Origin of the sequence: Streptomyces sp. CAI-85, assembly GCF_013363615.1 — a bacterium.
Classification (GTDB): domain Bacteria; phylum Actinomycetota; class Actinomycetes; order Streptomycetales; family Streptomycetaceae; genus Streptomyces; species Streptomyces antibioticus_B.
On sequence record NZ_JAANNX010000031.1, the window covers coordinates 1 to 17,939 of the forward strand.

Annotated in this window: 14 protein-coding genes; 8 read left to right on the forward strand and 6 right to left on the reverse strand. The window is 71.8% G+C overall.

All coding sequences use genetic code 11. The features are described from left to right. The 3 genes from G6W55_RS25885 to G6W55_RS25895 form a co-directional block, all read left to right on the forward strand. The coding region (locus tag G6W55_RS25885; protein ID WP_254876448.1) for a His/Gly/Thr/Pro-type tRNA ligase C-terminal domain-containing protein at positions 1-212 on the forward strand (212 nt) is incomplete at its 5' end. A 171-nt stretch (positions 213-383) separates the two neighbouring features. Then, the gene (locus G6W55_RS25890; RefSeq protein WP_175523224.1) at positions 384-1,388 is read left to right on the forward strand and encodes an aldo/keto reductase; all 1,005 of its coding nucleotides are present in this window, start codon (positions 384-386) and stop codon (positions 1,386-1,388) included. A gap of 25 nt (positions 1,389-1,413) precedes the next feature. After that, a complete protein-coding gene (locus tag G6W55_RS25895; protein ID WP_175523225.1) occupies positions 1,414-2,007 on the forward strand; it encodes a TetR family transcriptional regulator in 594 nt (197 codons plus the stop codon). Here the strand turns inward: G6W55_RS25895 and G6W55_RS25900 are convergent. Continuing rightward, positions 2,004-2,222: a hypothetical protein gene (locus G6W55_RS25900; protein WP_175523226.1), complete on the reverse strand. Its 219-nt coding sequence runs from the start codon at positions 2,220-2,222 to the stop codon at positions 2,004-2,006. The genes G6W55_RS25895 and G6W55_RS25900 overlap by 4 nt on opposite strands. Before the next feature lie 144 nt (positions 2,223-2,366). Then, positions 2,367-3,068 carry a Crp/Fnr family transcriptional regulator gene (locus G6W55_RS25905; protein WP_175523227.1) on the reverse strand — a complete coding sequence of 234 codons (702 nt, stop codon included), beginning with the start codon at positions 3,066-3,068 and terminating at the stop codon, positions 2,367-2,369. 148 nt (positions 3,069-3,216) lie between these two features. Here G6W55_RS25905 and G6W55_RS25910 point away from each other — a divergent pair, with 148 nt between their 5' ends. Together G6W55_RS25910 and G6W55_RS25915 are read left to right on the forward strand one after the other, a co-directional pair. After that, positions 3,217-3,387 carry a hypothetical protein gene (locus G6W55_RS25910; RefSeq protein WP_167797185.1) on the forward strand — a complete coding sequence of 57 codons (171 nt, stop codon included), beginning with the start codon at positions 3,217-3,219 and terminating at the stop codon, positions 3,385-3,387. 651 nt (positions 3,388-4,038) lie between these two features. After that, positions 4,039-4,281, forward strand: coding sequence for a hypothetical protein (locus G6W55_RS25915; RefSeq protein WP_175523228.1), 243 nt, complete (start codon positions 4,039-4,041; stop codon positions 4,279-4,281). Here G6W55_RS25915 and G6W55_RS25920 read toward each other — a convergent pair. Continuing rightward, positions 4,271-5,716, reverse strand: a complete 1,446-nt coding sequence (locus G6W55_RS25920; RefSeq protein ID WP_175523229.1) for an MFS transporter — start codon at positions 5,714-5,716, stop codon at positions 4,271-4,273. The two genes, G6W55_RS25915 and G6W55_RS25920, sit on opposite strands and share 11 nt — an antisense overlap. 106 nt (positions 5,717-5,822) lie before the next feature. On the opposite strand from G6W55_RS25920, the gene dusB reads away from it, so the two are divergent. Then, positions 5,823-6,977 carry a tRNA dihydrouridine synthase DusB gene (gene dusB / locus G6W55_RS25925; protein ID WP_175523230.1) on the forward strand — a complete coding sequence of 385 codons (1,155 nt, stop codon included), beginning with the start codon at positions 5,823-5,825 and terminating at the stop codon, positions 6,975-6,977. Between the two features lie 48 nt (positions 6,978-7,025). Here the strand turns inward: dusB and G6W55_RS25930 are convergent, their stop codons facing one another. The 3 genes from G6W55_RS25930 to G6W55_RS25940 form a co-directional block, all read right to left on the reverse strand. Then, positions 7,026-8,810 (reverse strand): CDP-alcohol phosphatidyltransferase, encoded by a 1,785-nt coding sequence (locus tag G6W55_RS25930; RefSeq protein WP_375372472.1) that lies wholly within the window; start codon positions 8,808-8,810, stop codon positions 7,026-7,028. An 889-nt stretch (positions 8,811-9,699) separates the two neighbouring features. Next, positions 9,700-11,640 carry a glycogen debranching N-terminal domain-containing protein gene (locus tag G6W55_RS25935; RefSeq protein WP_175523231.1) on the reverse strand — a complete coding sequence of 647 codons (1,941 nt, stop codon included), beginning with the start codon at positions 11,638-11,640 and terminating at the stop codon, positions 9,700-9,702. After that, entirely contained in the window at positions 11,637-13,094 is a 1,458-nt protein-coding gene (locus G6W55_RS25940) for an amylo-alpha-1,6-glucosidase (RefSeq protein WP_175523232.1), read from the reverse strand. The genes G6W55_RS25935 and G6W55_RS25940 overlap by 4 nt, the downstream gene beginning before the upstream one ends. 120 nt (positions 13,095-13,214) lie before the next feature. On the opposite strand from G6W55_RS25940, the gene G6W55_RS25945 reads away from it, so the two are divergent. Together G6W55_RS25945 and ppdK are read left to right on the forward strand one after the other, a co-directional pair. Beyond that, entirely contained in the window at positions 13,215-14,420 is a 1,206-nt protein-coding gene (locus G6W55_RS25945) for an ROK family protein (RefSeq protein WP_175523233.1), read from the forward strand. Positions 14,421-14,863: 443 nt separating this feature from the next. Continuing rightward, the gene (ppdK, locus tag G6W55_RS25950) at positions 14,864-17,611 is read left to right on the forward strand and encodes a pyruvate, phosphate dikinase (protein WP_175523234.1); all 2,748 of its coding nucleotides are present in this window, start codon (positions 14,864-14,866) and stop codon (positions 17,609-17,611) included. Positions 17,612-17,939 lie beyond the last annotated feature (328 nt).

Below are 17,939 nucleotides of genomic sequence, written 5' to 3' on the forward strand. Positions count from 1 at the left end.
AGCACTGGAACATCGAGTTCGACGACGCCGGCGCCATCGGCCGCCGCTACCGCCGTCAGGACGAGATCGGTACGCCGTACTGCGTCACCGTCGACTTCGACACGCTCGACGACAACGCGGTGACCGTGCGTGAGCGCGACTCGATGAAGCAGGAGCGCGTGTCCCTCGACCAGATCGAGGGCTACCTGGCCGGCCGCCTGGTCGGCGCCTAGCCACCCTCGGGCCCTGCGGCCCAGCCGCCCTCGGACCCTGTTGTACGAAGCCCACCCGCGGGCCGGTTCTGCCGGCCCGCGGGTGGGCTTTTCGCTGCCTGGCGACCGGATGCTGACAAGTATGGACTGACAGATATTGAAATCTGTCAGCCGTCATGTCATGGTGGAGGCATGACGATGCACACGCGTTCCCTCGGCACCACCGGCCCCCAGGTCTCCGCCCTCGGTCTCGGCTGCATGGGCATGACCGCGCTCTACGGCGACGCGGACCCCTCCGAGTCCATCGCCACCGTCCACGCCGCGCTCGAAGCCGGCGTGACCCTGCTCGACACCGGCGACTTCTACGGCATGGGCAGCAATGAGCTGCTGATCGGCGAAGCCCTGCGCACCGCGCCCCCGGCCCGCCGCGAACAGGCCCTGACCAGCGTGAAGTTCGGCGCCCTGCGCGACCCCGCCGGCAACTGGACCGGCTACGACGGCCGCCCCGCAGCCGTCAGGAACTTCGCCGCCTACTCCCTCCAGCGCCTCGGCGTCGACCACATCGACGTCTACCGCATCGCCCGGCTCGACCCGGCCGTCCCGATCGAGGAGACCGTCGGCGCCGTCGCCGAACTGGTCGAGCAGGGGTACGTCCGCCACATCGGCCTCAGCGAGGTCGGCGCCGACACCATCCGCCGGGCCGCCGCCACCGCCCCGATCAGCGACCTCCAGATCGAGTACTCGCTGATCTCCCGCGGCATCGAGCGGGCCGTCCTGCCCACCACCCGCGAACTGGGCATCGCGATCACCGCGTACGGCGTCCTGTCCCGCGGTCTGATCTCCGGCCACTTCTCCGCCGACCGGCAGCTCCCCGCCACCGACTTCCGGGCCCACGCGCCCCGCTTCCAGGGCGAGAACCTCCGGCACAACCTGGGCCTCGTCGAGGAGCTGCGGAAGATCGCCGAGCACAAGGGCGTCTCCGTCGCGCAGATCGCCATCGCCTGGGTGCTCGCCCAGGGCCGGGACATCGTGCCGCTGGTCGGCGCCCGCACCCGGGAGCGGCTCGCGGAGTCCCTCGGCGCGCTGGACGTCACCCTGGACGCGGCCGACCTTGCCGCGATCGAGCGGGCCGTGCCCGCCACCGCGGCCGCCGGCGACCGCTACCCGGCCGCCCAGATGGCCCACCTCGAACCCTGATCGCCCGCCGGGTACGGTCTCCCTCATGGCACCGACCAGCGAGACCCTGACCGCCGAGCGCATCCTCGAAGCCACCGAGGAGGTACTGCGCCGGCACGGCCCCGCCAAGGCCACCGTGGTGGACGTGGCCCGCGCGCTCGGCGTCAGCCACGGCAGCGTGTACCGCCACTTCCGGACGAAGGCGGCGCTGCGGGAGGCGGTGACCAAGCGCTGGCTGGACCGTACGTCCGAGGCGCTCGCCGGGATCGCCGCCGACTCCGGCCGCGCCCCCGAGGCCCGGCTGCGGGACTGGCTCGCCGCGCTGTTCGAGGCCAAGCGGCGCAAGGCGGGCGATGACCCCGAGCTGTTCGCCACCTACATGGTGCTGACCGGCGAGAGCGGCACGGCGGTCGGCGAGCACATCGCCGACCTCACCGGGCAGCTCACGGCGATCGTCGCGGCCGGGGTGGCCGACGGCTCCTTCGCCGCCCCCGATCCGGGCGCCGCAGCCCGCGCCGTCTTCCAGGCCACCGGCCGCTTCCACGACCCCGGCTACTTCCGGGAGTGGGAACTGCCGGACGCGGACGACGACTTCACGGCGGTGACGGACCTGCTGCTCCAGGGGCTGCGCAGGGTCTAGGTAGTGGTTTTGCCCTCCGTGGGGTCGACCGTCGCCTGGTGGGCCTCGGCCAGGTGCTCGGCCGCCTTCAGCCAGGGCAGGAACTGCGCGCCTCTGCGCCAGCCGCAGGTGTCGCACGTGATCGTGCGCTGCACCCCCGCCCGCCGTACCCGGACCACGTGTTCGCGTCCGTGCTGGTCCCAGCGGCTCACCTTGCTCGTCGTGATCTGAAGCATGACGCCTCCCGCGTCGACTGCGAAGAACACTGCGGAGAACAGCAAGGAGTGTGCAGCAAGGAGAAGATCAACGGGGGGTTCGGCGGGAGGAGTTAACGGGGCGGGGCGGCGGGGCCGGGCCGTGGGTTCGTGTGTGGGGGCGGTTCAGTAGCCGCACAGATCCGTCAGCCGGACCGGGTCCAGCACCACCAACTGCCGGTAGCCCGTGGCCAGTAGGCCCTCCGCGCGCAGGGCGGCCAGCACGCGTTCCGTCGTCGACACCGACACCCCGGCCAGACTGCCCAGCGCGCGCTGGCTCAGCGACAGCTCCAGGAGCAGCGAACCGTCGGGCCGCCGTCTGCCGTACTCCGCCGCGAGTTCGTACAGCACGCGGGCGAGCCGGCGGCGCGCGTCGCAGCCGCTGGTCTCTATCCGCCGCTGGGTCGCGGACCGCAGCTTGCGCGCCACACTGCGCAGCACCTGCAACTGGGCCGCCGGATGCGAGTGCAGGAACGCGATGAACGACGTCGGGGCGATCCGCAGCGCGACCACCGGGCCCGCGGCCCGCACGGTCGCCGAGCGCGGACTGCCGTCCAGCACCGCCAGTTCCCCGACCACCTCGCCCGCCGCGCGGATCGCCAGCGCCGAGCCCTCGCCGTCCTCCGTCTCCCCGACGATCAGCACCAGCCCGTCGAGCAGCATGTACACCGCGTCGCCGACCGCCCCGGCCGTCATCAGCACGTCCTGGTCGGCGTACCGGCGCCGGGTACCCAGCCGCAGCAGGGCGTCCCGGTCCACCGCGTCCAGGGTGTCCAGCAGACTCCCGGCGGCCCAGGCAGGCGCGTCCGTCCGCCTGATCGGCCTCATGGCCGCCCCCTTTCCCCTTCCCCAGGGCACGTCATTGTGCACGTCCATGACCACGCGTGCCGGTTTTTCGGCTTTTTCCTGGACTCGCCCCACGTCCCGGCCGCCGGGCCGTCAGGATGTCGGCGACGACAGGCCCCAGGAGGAGCGGATGACGAGCGACGAGCACGAACAGACCTGGGACGACGGCCGGTTGACCGAGGACGACGTCATCGAGGCGGCCGACGGCACCGGTTACACCTCGGTGTCCGAGTACGTCTCCGGCGAGAACGGCTACGAGCCCGACGACACCGGGGACTTGGGGGACACCTCGGGCTGGTGACCGTACTCCCGGGGCCGCCCGTCCTCCCCCGGGGTCCGTGACCGGACGGACGGGCGGCCGCAGGTTCCCCCACCGCGGGGACCGTCTCGCCCCCACGCCCACGAGAGTAGGCGGGGCCGGCCGACGGGACTCCTTCCTGCGCGGGAGTCCGGGGCGGCCTGGCCGACGTGGTTTCCCTCAACTCCCGGCACTCGGGGCTTGGTTCACCCCATCCGTCGCGGCACAGGAGACAGCGGTCCGCGCAGCCGACAGCGGCGGGGGCGTCTATGCGGCAACGTCAATCTTCGCGTTGTCGGGTAAGGATCTTGACTGCGGCCGTCGCCGACTTGAACACGGGTGCTTGAAGAACCGCGTGGCGTGCTCCGCGTCGTAGTCGACCAGTGCTTGAGGAGTCCCGGGAGAGGCTGGAGCGGTTGTACGTGCTGTTCAACTAGGGCTGCCGTCAGGCGATTTGGGGGTGTTTCGCGGGAGCGGTGGGCATGCTACGTTCGACAACGAGTCTGGTTTCGGACGGACTCGGCCGAATTCCTCGGTGCACGCGTCGTTCGGTCGACGCGGGGGCGGGACGGGGGAATGTCATCTGCCTGCGCGGGTGGCCGGTCGGGGCTGTCGTGGGCTTGCCGGTCGCCTTCTTCAGTGGAAGGAAGCTCGGTGAGCGCCAATCAGAAGAGGCTCGTCGCCTTCGGGTTCTGTGTTCTGGTCTCGCTGGTCCTGGGTCTGGTCTCGGGGCTGACGGCGGCCGTGCTGGGGGCGTCCGCGCTGGCCTCGGTCTCGGCGGGCGGGGGTGCCGTGGTGGCCCTGCTCGGCATCGGCGTCGCGGCCCTGGCGCTGTTCGACTTCAGTGACACCCGGCAAGGACAGGTACAGGGGCAGGGGCGGTCGTTCAGCCGTTGATCCCCGCCGGTTCGCGTACGTCCGGTTCCGACAGGCGTTTCGCCGTGCGGTCGGCCGTGCCGCGGCCCCAGGGCCCCGTCGTCAGGACGCCGACCGTGAGGACCAGGGCGCCGCAGGCCGTGAGGATCCACCAGCCGGGGACGGCGGCGGAGACGAAGGTCTCGCGGTACGCCGAGGTGGTGACGCCCGCCGCCAGGACCGCGCCGACCACCGCCACGCCCAGGGTCTGGCCGAGCTGCCGGCTGGTGGAGGCGACCGCCGCCGCCACGCCCGCCTGGCTGCGGGGCATCCCGGAGACGGCCGTGTTGGTGATCGGCGCGTTCACGAAACCGAAGCCGATGCCGAACAGGACATAGCCGAGGAACAGGGTGACGTTCGAGGTCTCCGCGTCGAAGGCGGCGAAGAGCAGCGCGCTCGCCGTCATCGCGGACCCGGCGATCGCGAGGGGCAGGCGTGGCCCGCGGGTGCCGACCAGGCGTCCGGACAGGGGCGCGCAGAGGAAGGTCGGCACGGCCATCGGCAGCATCCACAGGCCGGCGTGCAGCGCGTCCAGTCCCCGGACGTTCTGGAGGTACAGCGTGGACAGGAAGAGGAAGCCGCCCAGCCCGGCGAACGCGCTGACCGCGACCACCGTCGCCCCGCTGAACGGCGCCGAGCGGAAGAAGCGCAGGTCGATGAGGGGTTCGGCGCGGCGTGGCTCGTAGCGCAGCAGTCCGATCAGCGCGGCCAGGGCGACCGCCGCGAAGGGCCCGCTGGTCGAGATGCCGTCCTCCGGCGCCTCGATGATCGCGTACGTGAGGGAGCCGAAGAGCGCGATGACCAGGAGCTGGCCGACCGGGTCGGGGCGGCGGGGCCTGGGCGCGCGGGACTCGGGGACGAAACGGAGGGTGAGCAGCAGCGCGGCGAGGCCGACCGGGAGGTTGAGCCAGAAGATCGAGCGCCAGCCCACCGACTCCACCAGCAGCCCGCCCACCAGCGGGCCCGCGGCCATCGAGATGCCGACGACCGCGCCCCACACCCCGATCGCGCGGGCGCGTTCCCGCGGGTCGGTGAAGGTGTTGGTGATGATCGACATGGCGACCGGGTTCAGCATGGACCCGCCGACCGCCTGCACCATCCGGGCCACGATCAGCAGCTCCAGGTTCGGCGCCAGCGAGCACAGCAGGGAGCCGGCCGCGAACACCACCAGGCCCGCCATGAAGACCTTCCGGCGCCCGATCCGGTCGGCGGTCGAGCCCGCCAGCATCAGCAGCGTGGCCAGGACGAGGGTGTAGGCGTCGATCGTCCACTGGAGCCCGGCCGTCGTGGCGTGCAGATCGCGCTCCATGGAGGGGAGGGCGACATTGAGGACGGTGTTGTCGAGGCTCACGATCAGCAGGCTCATGCAGCAGATCGCGAGGACCAGCATCCGGCGGCGGGGGCTCAGCTCGGGCATGCGGTTCATCGTACGCCGGGTTCAATAGTGCGTCTAACTAATGGTTGTTACATGATCATGTCGGGCGCCCGCCGTTCCCCGTCGGCCGATGCGCGACAATGGGGCAATGCCCACGACCGCGCCCACGAGCACCCCGACCCTCCGGGTCGGCCCGCACAGCGTCCAGCCGCCCGTCGTACTGGCCCCCATGGCCGGTATCACCAACGCCCCCTTCCGCACCCTGTGCCGGGAGTTCAGCGGCGGCAAGGGCCTGTTCGTGAGCGAGATGATCACGACCCGGGCGCTGGTCGAGCGCAACGACAAGACCATGCAGCTCATCCACTTCGACGCCACCGAGCGCCCGCGCTCGATCCAGCTCTACGGCGTCGACCCCGCGACCGTCGGCAAGGCCGTCCGCATGATCGCGGAGGAGGACCTCGCCGATCACATCGACCTGAACTTCGGCTGCCCCGTCCCCAAGGTCACCCGCAAGGGCGGCGGCTCCGCGCTCCCCTACAAGCGCCATCTGCTCCGCGCGATCCTGCGGGAGGCCGTGAGCGGCGCCGGGGACCTCCCGGTGACCATGAAGATGCGCAAGGGCATCGACGACGACCACATCACCTACCTCGACGCCGGCCGGATCGCCGTCGAGGAGGGCGTCACCGCGATCGCGCTGCACGGCCGTACCGCCGCCCAGCACTACGGCGGCACCGCCGACTGGGACGCCATCGCCCGGCTCAAGGAGCACGTCCCCGAGATCCCCGTCCTCGGCAACGGCGACATCTGGTCCGCCGAGGACGCGCTGCGGATGGTGCGCGAGACCGGGTGCGACGGTGTGGTGGTCGGACGCGGCTGCCTGGGGCGGCCGTGGCTCTTCGCCGACCTGGTCGCGGCCTTCGAGGGCCGCCCCGAGGACATCGCACGGCCCTCGCTGCGGGAGGTCGCCGACGTCATGGTGCGGCATGCCCGTCTCCTCGGGGAGTGGATCGGCGACGAGTCCAAGGGGGTCGTCGACTTCCGCAAGCATGTCGCCTGGTACCTCAAGGGCTTCGCGGTCGGGTCCGAGATGCGCAAGCGGCTCGCCATCACCTCGTCCCTGGAGGAACTCCGGTCCGGGCTCGACGAGTTGGACCTCGACCAGGCGTGGCCCACGGGTGCGGACGGGCCCCGCGGCCGGACGTCCGGCAACAACCGGGTGGTGCTGCCGGACGGCTGGCTGAAGGACCCCTACGACTGCGCGGGCGTCGGCGAGGACGCGGAACTGGACACGTCCGGGGGCTGAACCGCCGCGTTGCGGTGGGCGGTTCAGCCTGGTCGGCCGGTCGACCGGTCAGCCGGTGGTGGGGTGCGGGGTCGAGCCGTACGCCGTCAGGAAGCGGTCGCGGAACGAACTCATCTTCCACACCGGGGCGTCGGAGGCCGGCTTCAGCCCGTCCGTCCAGTTCCAGCCGGCGATCTTGTCGAGGACCTTCGGGTCCTTGGCGACGATCGAGATCGGCACGTCCCGGCTGGCGTTCTGGCCGCTGACCCGGGAGATGGGCTGGTGGTCGCCGAGGAAGACCAGGACCGTGTCGTCGGTGCCGTAACGCTCCAGCCACTCGGTGAGCGCGGTCACCGAGTACTGCACCGACTTGCCGTACTCCTCACGGGACTTGGTGGAGTCGGCGATGACGTCCGGCGCCTTCTTGCCGGCCTCCTGGATGGCGTCGAAGACCGAGCCGTCCCCGAGTTCGTCCCAGCCGACCATGGTCGGGATCGGCGCCCACGGCTGGTGGCTGGAGGTCAGGATGATCTCCGACATCAGCGGCTTGTCGCGCTCCTTGCCGTGCTCCAGCTTCTGGAACGCCTCCAGCGCGTACTGGTCCGGCATGGTCGACCAACTGAACTTCGGTCCCTGGTAGCCCATCTGGAAGGCGTTGTAGACCTTGTCGAGGCCGTAGAACTCCGCCTCCGGCCATGCCTTCTGCACCCCGGGCATGACGCCGACCGTGTCCCAGTCGCCGGTCTTCTGGAACGCCTTGGTGAGGGAGAGATGGTCGCTGGCCATCACGGTGCGGTAGCGCTGCTGGTTGTCCACCCACAGGCCGGACAGGGTGGTGGAGTGCCCGAGCCAACTGCTGCCGCCGTACGTCGCCGAGGTCAGCCAGCCGCTCTTGGCGTGGAAGCCGGCCTCGGCGAGGGCGGCGGTGCGGGTCTCCAGGGTGGCGTCGACGCCGGGGGCCATGATCGGGTCCTCGACGGCGCTGCGGCCGTAGCTCTCGATGAAGGCGAAGATCATGTCCTTGCCGCGCAGGTCGGGCACGAGCTGGTCGGGCGGGGTGTTGCCGAAGGTGTCGCTGCGGGCGACCTTCGCGAACTCGGCCTCGTCGCGCAGCGTGTCGCGCACCTGCCGCACCTCGGAGGTGACCCGGTTCGCGACCCGGTCGGAGGCGACGGGGATCCCGGCGTACTGGAGACCGAGCACGGAGCAGGCGATCCACGCGGTGCCGGCGATCAGCGTGCCCTGGGTCGAGCGGCGGGGGTGGCGCGCGAGGATGTTGCCCAGCCGGACGGTCGCCAGCGCCATCAGACTCAGCACCAGGACGACCAGCAGGACGACCCCGATCGCCGCGAGCGCCGCGACGGTCCCGCCCATGGAATCGGCGAGGTAGGACTGGGCGTCGTCCAACAGCCCCCAGTCGAGCACCAGGTTGAAGTCCCGCCCGAGGTATTCCAGGAACCCGATGTCCAGCAGATTGAGCACGGTCAACGCCCCGAGCAGCGTCCCGACCCCCGCGGCCACCGCGATCCGCGCCCGCCGCGGCAGGGCCAGCAGCACGGCCGCCCCGATGATCGCCTCCCCGGGAATCCGGGTGAACCGGTTCACCTGAAGCGCGGCCATCCGGTTGGGCAACAGCAGGGCCCCGACCACCAGCACCAGCGCCAGGACGGTCACCCCCCACCACACACCCCGGGCAACCCGCGGATACCGCCCCCGCCAGCCGCGCGGCACGTCGGCCTCGGCCTCGTCGCCCCCGGCATCGACATCCGCCGGGTCGACGGCCGGCTCGTCCCCGGGCTCATCGGCATCCGCCGCGGCGACGGCCGACTCGTCCGGGGACTCCCCAGCCGCCACCGGCTCAGCGCTGTCACCGTCGGCATCCGAGGGCTCATCGGCCGCAGCCTCGCCGGTCGTCACAGCGGACGACTGCGCCGCGGCCTCTGCATCGCCGCCCCCGGCGTCGCCCCCCTCACCGACAGACGACTCGCCCTCGGACTCACCGGCCTCAGCCACCGAGCCCTCGGCCCTGATGACGTCCGCCCCACCTATCTCTGCCGCCGCCGTTTCCCCGGCCCGAGCCGTGCCCCGGGGGCCGGCCAGCTTTTCGGCATCGGGCGACCCCGTGGTCCCGCCAGGCTTCTCGGCCCGCGCTGGATCGCTCGCGTCTGTCGGCCCGTTCCGCGCCGCCGTCTCCGTTTCCCTGGCGTCAGCCGATTTCCCGGCCCGGGCCGTGCCCCGCGGGCCGGCCGGACTCTCGGCGTCGGCCGGACCACTGGCCGCGCCGGACTCCTCGGCCTGCCCCGGCCCCTCGCCGCCCCGGGCACCCTCGCCTGCCCCCGGGACCGAATCTCCTGCGGCAGCCGAAGCCCCCGCGCCGGCGGAACCCTCGGCGCCAGCCGATCCCCCGGCCCCCGCCGACGCCTCGTCGACCCCGTCAGAGCCCCCGGCCCCGCCGGAGCCCTCCCCGCCACCGGAGCCACCGACTCCCGCGGAGTCCACCCCATCCCTCGAATCCCGCCCACCCGCAGGATCCGCCGCCCCCTTCTCAGGGTCCAGTGGCTCAGGGGTGTGGGGTGAGGGAGAGCGTGTGGAGACAGGCACCCGAGGGTCCTTCCGTGCGAAGCCCGGTGGTTCGGTGGGGCCGACGTCGGTCGCCGGATCCGCCTCAGTCTCGTACGGCCTGCTCCCGGCCCGTGTTCAGCCCCCCGCCCCACTCCTCGGCAAACTCCGCGCAAAGGGGGTGCTACGCCCCGCCCACCGCCGTGAGCAGCGCCAACGGTGCCGCCGCCGCCCGGGACTCCCGTACGCACGCGTGCGGGTAGGGCACCGGCTCCGCGTGGGTGTCGCGGCCGTAGCCGGCGAGGACCTCCGGCAGCCGGTGTCCGGTGGCCGTCGCCGCGTCGACCATCGCGTGGGCGACCGTACGGGCCTCGTCGTGCAGGCCGTAGCGCGCGAGCCCCAGCGTGATCAGCGCGTTGTCGTGCGGCCAGACCGAACCCCGGTGGTACGACAGCGGGTGGTACGCCGGCTGCCCGGCGGCCAGCGTGCGCACCCCCCACCCGGAGAAGAAGTCCGGTTCGAGGAGTCTGCGGCCGACGACCTCCCCGTACTCCTTGTCCAGCAGCCCCGACCACAGCAGATGCCCCGCGTCGGAGGCCAGCGCGTCGACCTGGCGGCCCTCGCCGTCCAGCGCGAGCGCCGGGAAGGAGCGGTCCCGCATCCAGAAGTCCCGCTGGAACCGGTCCCGCAGATCCGCCGCCGCCTGTTCCAGCAGAGCCGCGTACGTCTCGTCGTCCCACACCGTGCGCGACAGCCACGCCGTGCGGCGCAGCGCGTCGTACGCGTACCCCTGGGCCCCCGCCGCCACGACCGCTCCGGTGGCGCGGGTGCCGTCCGCGGAGCAGATGGCGCCGGGGGAGTCCTTCCAGTTCTGGTTGGCGAGGCCGCCCTGGTCGGCGCGGTAGACGAGGTACCCGCGCGAGGTCAGCCCGCCGTGGTCGAGCATCCAGCCGACGGCCGCCCGCGCGTGGGCCTCCAGACGGCGGGCCGTCCCCGAGTCCCCGGTCCGCTCGACGTACGCCCCGAGCAGCACCAGGAACAGCGGTGTCGCGTCCACCGAGCCGTAGTAGCGCCCGTACGGCACCTGCCCGAAGTGGGCCAGCTCGCCGTGCCGCACCTCGTGGACGATCTTGCCGGGCTGGGACACCGCCCGCGGCCCGGTCTCGGTGGCCTGGGTCGCGGCGAGCGCCGGGAGCGTGGCGGCGGCGAGGCCGGGCCGGTAGGGGAGGGCGAAGAGGGAGGTGAGGAGGGCGTCCCGGCCGAGCAGGGTCAGGAACCAGGGTGCCCCGGCCGCCGGCACCCGGAGTTCCTCACCGTCCGGACCGGTCGCGTGGACCTGGAGCGCGGCCAGATCCGCGAGCCCTCGAACACATGCGGACGCGAGTTCGGGCCACACCGTAGGAAAAGCCACTCCTTCCACAAACTCGTTCTCCTGCGCAAGTAGCTTTTCAGCCACTGTCGCGGGGGAGCGCGGCACCCGCAGCGCCCGCTTCTCCCCGTGCGGCCTGGCCATCACGCGCAGGACGAGTTCGGCGCTGCCGTGAGGTTCGATCTCCAGCTTCCAGACCAGCCGCCGGGCGCCGGTCCCGGTCTCCTCGACGGCGTCCGGGGCGGGCTCGGCCGTCACCGTCGTACAGGACGTCCACTCACCGCGCCGGTAGGAGAACTCCACGCCGTCGTCGAGCACCTGGCGCCCGCGCACCGCGCCCGTCTTGGCGTACGTACGGTGGTCGGAGCGCAGCTCGAACTGGTCGGCGAAGTCGGCGTCGACCGTGACCGCGAGCCGGACCGTCGTCGCCACCGGACGGTTGCCGACCACCCGCAGCGACTCCACGAACGAACTGTCGCCGACCGCCTGCTCACGGAAGACCGTGCAGGCCGACGGCTCGTTGCGCCCGCCGCGCGGCACGAGCACGCACCGCGCGGTGTCCCCGTCCCCGACCGGTGCGAGCGTCTCCGGTACGGCGCCGTCGACCGTGAGCTGCCAGCGGCTGAGGTGGCGGGCGTCCCGCACGAACAGCCCCTCGGGGAAGGAGCCCGTACCCCGTACGCCGCTGATGTCCCCGCGGTCGTCCACGGCGGCGAACGTCCCGCCGTACACGAGCAGATGATGCCGGTCCGTCATCCCCGGTCCCCTCCCTTGAAAACCGTGCTGGTGGTGGTTGTGCTGTCCTGGTGCAGCAGGTCGAGCGTGAGCGCCGCCGTCCAGCCGAAGCCCGTGGTGCCACAGCCCTCGCCGGTGTACGGATCGACGTACTCGGCGAAGTCCGAGGTGAGCGCGGTGTCCAGCACCGCCTCGCGCAGCGCGTCCGCCTCGGCCGGCCGGCCGTGCAGCCGCAGCCCGCGCTCGATCAGCCAGCCGGTGTTGAACCAGGCCGGGCCGCGCCAGTAGCGGTGCGGGTCGAAGGCCTCGCCGAGCAGGTCGTAACTGGGCACGAGCCGGGTCGTCGTCCCGAGCCCGAAGTGCGGGCCGCGCAGCGTCCGTACGACGGCGGAGACCACCTCGCGTGCCAGGCCGGGCAGGATCAGCGGGACCAGCCCGGAGACCCCCCGCTCCCCGACGAGCGTGCCGCCGCGCACGTCCCGGCAGAGGAACAGCCCCCGCTCCGGGTCCCACAGCCGGTCCACCAGCGCGGCCGTCAGCCGCTCCGCGCGCGCGTGCCGGGCCGTGGCCTGCGCCCCCAGCTCGTGCGCGATCCGCGCGAGGGCGTGCTCGGAGGCGATCAGCAGCGCGTTGAAGGAGGGGTCCTCGACGGCGAACTCCCCGCCGCCGTCCGCGTACCCACCGTCCCGGTAGTCGGCCGCGAGCCGCACGTACCGCCCGTAGTCCAGGTCCGTCGGCCGGTCCTCGGCCGCCCCGTGGTCGAGGTCGGCACGGCGGAAGGAGCGGGCCGGGGCCGGGGTGACCCGGGCGAGCGGCGCGTCCCACGCGGGCGCGTTGTCCATCCCCTGCTCCCAGGGGTGGACGACCGACACCAGCCCGCCGCCGCCCAGGTCGCGCCGGTGCAGCAGATAGCGGTGCCAGGCGGCCAGCCGCGGGTAGACCCGGGCGAGGAAGCCGCGCGCGCGGGACAGCTCCGGGTCGGCGCGGTGCACCAGCCAGGCCGCCAGCGCGTGCACCGGTGGCTGCACGATGCCGGAGGTCTGTACGGTGCGCGGGGCGCCCGCAGCGCGCCCCGCGGTCGAGGAGCGCCAGAAATCGGGGCTCGGGAAGTACGCGTCGAGCGGTACGGAGGGGTTGAACACGATGTGCGGGACGCGTCCGTCGCCCCACTGGGCGGCCAGCAGCGTCTCCAGCTCCGTCTGCGCCCGGCGCGGCGAGACGTGCCGCAGCCCGATCGCGATGAACGCGGAGTCCCAGGACCACTGGTGCGGGTACAGACCCAGGGAGGGCACCGTGGAGGTGCCGGTCCAGTTGCGCTCCAGCACCTCCTCCGCCCGGCGGCGCAGCACGCTCCGGCCGGTGGTCCGCGTGTCGCCGCCCGGGGCCCTGACGTGCGGCGACCCCGGCGGAGCCGCCGGATCGTATACGACGGTGCACTCCGCCGGGCGGGCGATGAGCTGGGTGGTCCGATCCACTCGGGGCTCCCCGAAGACGACAGAGCCGCTGGGTTCGGCAGCGGCTACCGTAGGGTTACGTCTATTTAACACGCAAAACTCAATATGTAATGCAAGCTTGAGAAACACAAGGGGGTGCGCATGACGGGACGCGGTCAGGCCAGCGCCGGAGATCTGCTCGAACTGGTCCGCACGGGACGCGCGACGACCCGAGGCGCCCTCCAGCAGGTGACCGGCATGTCCAGAGCGACCGTCGGACAGCGCCTGGAGCGGCTCTTCCGCGCCGGCTGGCTGCGCGAGGGCGCCGGCGGCCCGGTCGACTCCCCGCTCGGCGGCCGTCCCTCCATCACGCTGGAGTTCGACGACGCGCACGCCGTGGTGCTCGCCGCCGACCTCGACACCCGGCACGCCCGCGCGGCCGTCCTGACGCTCACCGGCGAGATACTCGCCGAGCACTCGGGCACGCTGGTCGTCGAGGACGGCCCGGACACCGTGCTCGGCGAGCTGGGCGGCTGGTTCGCCGAACTGCTGGTCAAGGCGGGGCACGGCCCCGAGGAGGTCTGCGGCATCGGCCTCGCCGTCCCCGGCCCGGTCGACAGCGAGACCGGCCTGGTCGTCCAGCCGCCGATCATGCCCGGCTGGGACGGCTACGACATCCGCGGCCGGCTCGCGCGCGCCTTCGCCGAACGCACCGGCCGCCCGGGCACGGTCCCGGTCCTGGTCGACAACGACGCCAACCTCATGGCGTACGGCGAACAGCGCACCGGACACCGCGACTGCTCGGCGTTCGTGCTGGTCAAGGTCTCCACCGGTATCGGCGCCGGGGTCGTGGTCGACGGCTCGATCTTCCGGGGCGTCGACGGCGGCGCCGGGGACATCGGCCACATCCGGATCCCCGAGGGCGCGGAGGCGCTCTGCCGCTGCGGGTCGTACGGCTGTCTCGCCGCCGTCGCCAGCGGTGGCGCGGTGGCCCGCAGGCTCGCCGAGGCCGGGGTGCGGGCGGCCTCCGGCTCGGACGTACGGGACCTGCTCGCCTCGGGGCACCCGGAGGCGGCCGCGCTGGCCCGCGAGGCCGGCCGGCTGGTCGGGGACGTGCTGGCGACCGTCGTCACGCTGCTCAACCCCGGGGTGCTGATGATCGCCGGGGACCTGGCCGGGACCCCGTTCCTCACCGGGGTGCGCGAGCTGCTCTACCAGCGGGCGCTGCCGCGCTCCACGGCCCGGCTGGACGTGGTGACGTCCACGCTGGGGGAGCGGGCCGGGCTGGTGGGCGCGGGCGCGCTGGTGGTGGAGCACCTGTACGCGCCGGAGCGGGTGGAGGAGCGGTTGCTGGCCCTGGGGGTCTGAGGGACCCTGTGTGGCAGGCGCGTTTCCTCCGGAGAGACGTGCTGTGACCTGTCTCGGGACCCGTCCGCATGGTGACATCGCGGCCCTCGCAGAAGCGTGATTCTCGCCACCCCTGAGGGGTGCAGTGCTCAGATGAGCGGATCATGGGCGACTGCACAACATCAAGGGGTGGCACTGAGTGCCACCCCTTGATCGTTCATCGATCGAACTCAGATGTACCCTTGGTCTGCTCATGTGAGCAGCTCAGGGGCGGTTTGACGGTCTGTGTCTTCAAGAAGTGAAAACATCAGCGGCCCTGCGCTTGCCAAGCTTTGACTTTCGATCCGGTGGCGGACGACGGGTTACAGGCGCATGACGCGTAAGTGGACGTACCCAGGTGCCTTCGATCTGGGTATGTTCCTCGCCGTCAGGGCAGCCACCGCGTCCTCGAGGAGTCGAGACCCGTGTCGGAAAACAAAGATCTCCAGGTAGCCGAGCCGGCCACGAGCGTTGAGGGCGTGAAGTTCGTTTACGACTTCACCGAGGGCAACAAGGACCTCAAGGACCTGCTCGGTGGCAAGGGCGCCAACCTCGCCGAGATGACCAACCTGGGCCTTCCCGTCCCTCCGGGGTTCACGATCACCACCGAGGCCTGCAAGGTCTACCTCGACAGCGGCGAGGAGCCGGCGGCACTGCGTGACGAGGTGAGTGCGCACCTCGACGCGCTGGAGCGCCGCATGGGCAAGAAGCTCGGCCAGGCCGACGACCCGCTGCTGGTCTCCGTCCGCTCGGGCGCCAAGTTCTCCATGCCCGGCATGATGGACACCGTCCTCAACATCGGCCTCTCCGACAAGTCGGTCCAGGGCCTGGCCGCCCAGGCCGGCGACGACCGCTTCGCCTGGGACTCCTACCGCCGTCTCATCCAGATGTTCGGCAAGACCGTCCTCGGCGTCGACGGCGAACTCTTCGAGGACGCCCTCGAAGCCGCGAAGACCGCCAAGAAGGTCACCGTCGACACCGAGCTGGAGGCGGCCGACCTCAAGAAGCTGGTCACCCGCTTCAAGCGGATCGTCAAGACCGAGGCCGGCCGGGACTTCCCGCAGGACCCGCGCGAGCAGATGGACCTCGCCGTCAAGGCCGTCTTCGACTCCTGGAACGGCGACCGCGCCAAGCTCTACCGCCGCCAGGAGCGCATCCCGCACGACCTCGGCACCGCCGTCAACATCTGCTCGATGGTCTTCGGCAACCTCGGCCCCGACTCCGGCACCGGCGTCGCCTTCACCCGCGACCCCGCCTCCGGCCACCAGGGCGTCTACGGCGACTACCTCCAGAACGCCCAGGGCGAGGACGTCGTCGCCGGCATCCGCAACACCGTCCCGCTCGCCGAGCTGGAGAAGATCGACAAGAAGTCCTACGACCAGCTCCTCCAGATCATGGAGACGCTGGAGAACCACTACAAGGACCTCTGCGACATCGAGTTCACCATCGAGCGCGGCCAGCTCTGGATGCTCCAGACTCGCGTCGGCAAGCGCACCGCGGGCGCGGCCTTCCGGATCGCCACGCAGCTCGTCGACCAGGGCCTGATCGACGAGACCGAGGCGCTCCAGCGCGTCACCGGCGCCCAGCTCGCGCAGCTCATGTTCCCCCGCTTCGACGAGGACGCGAAGGTCGAGAAGGTCGGCCGGGGCATCGCGGCGTCGCCGGGCGCGGCCGTCGGCAAGGCGGTCTTCGACTCCTACACCGCCGTCAAGTGGTCCCGCTCGGGCGAGAAGGTCATCCTGGTCCGCCGGGAGACCAACCCCGACGACCTCGACGGCATGATCGCGGCCGAGGGCATCCTGACCTCCCGCGGCGGCAAGACCTCCCACGCGGCCGTCGTGGCGCGCGGCATGGGCAAGACCTGTGTGTGCGGCGCCGAGGAGCTGGAGGTCGACACCAAGCGCCGCCGGATGACGGTGCCGGGCGGCCATGTGGTGGAGGAGGGCGACGTCATCTCGATCGACGGCTCCTCCGGCAAGGTCTACCTGGGCGAGGTCCCGGTCGTCCCGTCCCCCGTCGTGGAGTACTTCGAGGGCCGCATGCACGCCGGCGCCGACGACGCCGACGAGCTGGTCGAGGCCGTCCACCGCATCATGGCGTTCGCCGACCGCAAGCGCCGCCTGCGGGTGCGCGCCAACGCCGACAACGCCGAGGACGCGCTGCGCGCCCGCCGCTTCGGCGCCCAGGGCATCGGCCTGTGCCGCACGGAGCACATGTTCCTCGGCGACCGGCGCGAGCTGGTGGAACGCCTGATCCTGGCGGACACGGAGACCGAGCGCGAGGAGTCCCTCAAGCAGCTCCTGCCGCTCCAGAAGAAGGACTTCGTCGAGCTGTTCGAGGCGATGGACGGCCTCCCGGTCACCATCCGTCTCCTCGACCCGCCGCTGCACGAGTTCCTCCCGGACATCACCGAACTCTCGGTCCGGGTGGCCCTCGCCGAGGCCCGCAAGGACTCCAACGAGAACGACCTGCGCCTCCTCCAGGCGGTGCACCGCCTCCACGAGCAGAACCCGATGCTCGGCCTGCGCGGCGTACGCCTCGGCCTGGTCATCCCCGGTCTGTTCACCATGCAGGTCCGTGCGATCGCCGAGGCGGCCGCCGAGCGCAAGAACGCCAAGGGCGACCCGCGCGCGGAGATCATGATCCCGCTCGTCGGTACGGTCCAGGAACTGGAGATCGTGCGCGACGAGGCCGACGAGGTCATCGCCGAAGTCGAGGCGGCGACGGGCGTGGCCCTCAAGCTGTCGATCGGCACGATGATCGAACTCCCGCGCGCCGCGCTGACCGCCGCCCAGATCGCGGAGGCGGCGGAGTTCTTCTCCTTCGGCACGAACGACCTCACCCAGACGGTGTGGGGCTTCAGCCGCGACGACGTGGAGGCGTCCTTCTTCACCGCCTACCTGGAGAAGGGCATCTTCGGAGTCTCCCCCTTCGAGACCATCGACAAGGACGGCGTCGGCTCCCTCGTCGCCGCGGCGGCCAAGGCGGGCCGCGAGACCCGCCCCGACCTCAAGCTCGGCGTCTGCGGCGAGCACGGCGGCGACCCGGAGTCGGTCCACTTCTTCCACGAGGTCGGCCTCGACTACGTCTCCTGCTCCCCGTTCCGCATCCCGGTCGCCCGCCTCGAAGCGGGCCGAGCGGCGACGCAGTCCCAGGGCAGCGACCACCGCTGACCCTGCGCTGAACGGGCGGGACCCTGCCGGCTCCCGCCCCCTTGACCCCGGAGAACGGGCGGAACCCTGTTGGCTTCCGCCCCCTTGACCCGGAGCCGCCGCCGGTCCCCGACCCTCACCGATCGCCGACGGCTCCGGCACGCAAGACGAGGGCGACACCCTGTGCGGGGGTGTCGCCCTCTGTGCTTTTTCCCTGTGCTTTTCGGCGGGGGTGGCTGGAAGTCGATCGCCTGATGTGGTGGTGATGGGGCAGACAGATCGTTTCTCTGTGTTTTGGTGCCGTTACATTCCGTGATGACTCGGTGGCCATGGGAGCCGCTGATGCATC

Excerpts from the sequence above, each read along its gene's own strand:
- G6W55_RS25890 (WP_175523224.1), top strand. The coding sequence starts at position 384 with ATGACGATGCACACGCGTTCCCTCGGCACCACCGGCCCCCAGGTCTCC.
- G6W55_RS25895 (WP_175523225.1), top strand. The coding sequence starts at position 1,414 with ATGGCACCGACCAGCGAGACCCTGACCGCCGAGCGCATCCTCGAAGCC.
- G6W55_RS25900 (WP_175523226.1), bottom strand. The coding sequence starts at position 2,222 with ATGCTTCAGATCACGACGAGCAAGGTGAGCCGCTGGGACCAGCACGGA.
- G6W55_RS25905 (WP_175523227.1), bottom strand. The coding sequence starts at position 3,068 with ATGAGGCCGATCAGGCGGACGGACGCGCCTGCCTGGGCCGCCGGGAGT.
- G6W55_RS25910 (WP_167797185.1), top strand. The coding sequence starts at position 3,217 with ATGACGAGCGACGAGCACGAACAGACCTGGGACGACGGCCGGTTGACC.
- G6W55_RS25920 (WP_175523229.1), bottom strand. The coding sequence starts at position 5,716 with ATGCCCGAGCTGAGCCCCCGCCGCCGGATGCTGGTCCTCGCGATCTGC.
- dusB (WP_175523230.1), top strand. The coding sequence starts at position 5,823 with ATGCCCACGACCGCGCCCACGAGCACCCCGACCCTCCGGGTCGGCCCG.
- G6W55_RS25935 (WP_175523231.1), bottom strand. The coding sequence starts at position 11,640 with ATGACGGACCGGCATCATCTGCTCGTGTACGGCGGGACGTTCGCCGCC.
- G6W55_RS25945 (WP_175523233.1), top strand. The coding sequence starts at position 13,215 with ATGACGGGACGCGGTCAGGCCAGCGCCGGAGATCTGCTCGAACTGGTC.